3 protein-coding genes are annotated in these 2560 nt (G+C 64.1%); all 3 read right to left on the bottom strand.

The genetic code is table 11. The annotated features are described in order from the left end of the window. Positions 1-30: 30 nt before the first annotated feature. Positions 31-1677 (bottom strand): IS66 family transposase, encoded by a 1647-nt coding sequence (gene tnpC, locus LH128_RS27415; protein ID WP_008832959.1) that lies wholly within the window; start codon positions 1675-1677, stop codon positions 31-33. Positions 1678-1765: 88 nt separating this feature from the next. Further along, a complete protein-coding gene (tnpB, locus tag LH128_RS27420; RefSeq protein ID WP_008832960.1) occupies positions 1766-2038 on the bottom strand; it encodes an IS66 family insertion sequence element accessory protein TnpB in 273 nt (90 codons plus the stop codon). Positions 2039-2116: 78 nt separating this feature from the next. Next, positions 2117-2476, bottom strand: coding sequence for an IS66-like element accessory protein TnpA (gene tnpA, locus LH128_RS27425; protein WP_008827974.1), 360 nt, complete (start codon positions 2474-2476; stop codon positions 2117-2119). Positions 2477-2560 lie beyond the last annotated feature (84 nt).

Consider the following 2560-nt stretch of genomic DNA (forward strand, 5'->3'; position numbering starts at 1 on the left):
ATCCGCTAGCTGGCGCGGAGCCGCCGGAGTTCAGGCGGCGAGTTCCTCGGCGACCTGCTGCTGAGCGGCCTTCCAGTTCCAAGGGAGGAGTTCGTGAAGGCGGCTCTGGGGGATATCGGCGATCCGGGCGAGGACTTCGGTGAACCAGGCGAGCGGGTCGACGTCGTTGAGACGCGCGGTGCCGAAGAGACTGAACATCATCGCAGCGCGCTGGCCGCCACGATCAGAGCCGACGAACAACCATGCTTTTCTGCCCCGAGCCACGCTGCGCAACTCTCGCTCGGCGGCGTTGTTTGAGAGGCAGATCCGGCCATCGGCGAGGAAGGTGACGAAGCCGTCCCAGTCGTTCTGGAGGTAGGCGATGGCCTTGGCCACGGCATCGTGACGAGAGAGCTTGCTGCGCGTGTCGCGCATCCAGGCCTCGAGTTCGGCAACGATGGGAACGGACAGTTTCTGGCGAACGGCCAGGCGCTCGGCGGCTGGCTTGCCATTGATGTCGCGCTCGATGGCAAAGAGCCGGTCGATGATCTCGAGCGCTTCGCTCGCCAGCGGCGAGACGAGCGGGGCTGTGCCTTTCTTCTTGCGCTTGAGCTGCTGCCTGAGGTCGACGAGTTTGAAGAATTCCCGACGTGCGTGAACCCAGCAGTTGGCGCGGGTCATGGGTTTGTCCGCCCGGCCTTCCTCGAACAGGGCATTGAAGCCGGCATACCTGTCGACCTGGAGAATCCCGGTGTAGCCTGCCAGGTGAGTGCGGGGATGTTCCCCCCTGCGGTCGCTCGAGTAATAGCATAGCGCCACCGGCGGAGCCGTGCCGCCGAACGGGCGATCGTCGCGCACATAGTCCCATATTCGCGCCACGCTGGTCTTGAGCTTGGCCAGAAGCGGGACGGTAGTGTCGTCGGCATGCAGGCGGTCTGCGGCCAGCCCGTGGGCTTCCAGCAGCAGGAACAGGGGCTTTACCGCCACACAGATAGCGCCGATCTGATCGCCAAGGGTCGAGAGGCTCAAGGGGATGCCTTCGGCCTCTAGCCTGTCCCGCTGGCTGTTCAGAGGTTGGTGCAGGCCGTACTTCTGGAAGGCGAGGTTTGCCAGGAAGTGCGGCCCGAACATTCCGCGCGGGGTTACGTGGAAGGGCGCGGGTGGCTGGCTGATCCTCTCGCACTGGCGGCAGGAGACCTTCTCGCGCACGGTCTGGATCACCTTGTGCCGGGCCGGAACGCGCTCGAGCGTTTCGGTGACCGCCGCAGGCAGATGGCTCAGATCGTCCGAGCCGCAGCACGGACAAAGGTCCGGCGCGGGGATGACGACCTGCTCGCGCGGAAGATCGGCGGGGAAGTCGCGGCGGGTGGATCGCTTGCGGGTGAACGCCTGGACTGTAGTGGTCTTGGCAGCAGCGATCTGGCCGAGCAGCTCGGCCTCGCTGGCATTGGCCTCCAGTTCCTCGAAGGTCAGCTCGAGTTGGTCGAGCAGGCGCCGGCTGCGCTCGGAGCGCACGCCATATTTCTCGCGGCGCATCTGCTCGTTCATCAGTTCGAGATGGGCGTTGCGAGCCCGCAGATCGGCGTTGATCGCCCAGACTTTGGCGGCCTCGGCCTCTGCTACCAGTGCCTGTTCACGCACCATGGCAAGTTCAGCGCGAAGCTGCACAACTTCATCGGATGCGTCGCTGGAGACCATGCGCGGATTATAACCCGCAAGTCCTCAGGAACCCAGCATTTACAGCACTTTTGTGCCGGTCCTGCTGCTATTTTGACGCAGGCGGGAATCACCCGACCTGTGTCGGTCGCCAGGTTTCCTGGGGGTTGCGCCAATCTACGCCTTCCAGCAGGCAGGCCATCGCCGAGGCCGAGATCGCGATCGTCCCATCCTTTGCAGATGGCCAGACAAAACGCCCTCTTTCCAGGCGTTTTGAATATAACGACATCCCGAGGCCGTCATGCCACAAGATCTTGCACAGCGATCCACTTCGTCCCCTGAAGACGTATAGATCGCCCGCATGGACGTCCTTGTTCAGCGATTGCTGGACCTGCAGGGCCATGGGCCAGCGAGCGCATTCCCCGCCGCATGTCCGTATGCCCCAGCGCAAGCCACACCCTCACGCCGCCCGGGATCGGGATCATCGCGCCAGAACCTCCACGACTGCCGCAGCCATCGCGGGAGACGCCAAACTGAAAATGCTCACCCGGCGACCATGGGAAAGCTCCACTACAATCGCCGGCTGCCCGGGAACCGGCGTGACGGCCTTGTCGTCCAACATCACAGCTTCGACGAAACCACGGCCTTCCTGCCCGGCGGCAGCCACCAGGCACAGTTTGCGCCGCCAGGTATAGACCAACGCGGTGGAGACGTCGTGCCGCCGGGCAACCTGCGCGACGCACGCGCCCGGCGCAAAAGCCTCTTCCAGAATACGCCGCTGTTCCTCGGTACTCCAGCGTCGGCGGCGTTCAGGCCCGCCGAAAACCGTGATCCGTCCCACAAACACCGCTCCTAAGTTCGCAAATAACTGCGACCTTAAGACCGATCCATCACCCCACCGGCAAGGCGCCGCTCAGCGGATGCG

Origin of the sequence: Sphingomonas sp. LH128, from assembly GCF_000293195.2 — a bacterium.
GTDB lineage: Bacteria > Pseudomonadota > Alphaproteobacteria > Sphingomonadales > Sphingomonadaceae > Novosphingobium > Novosphingobium resinovorum_A.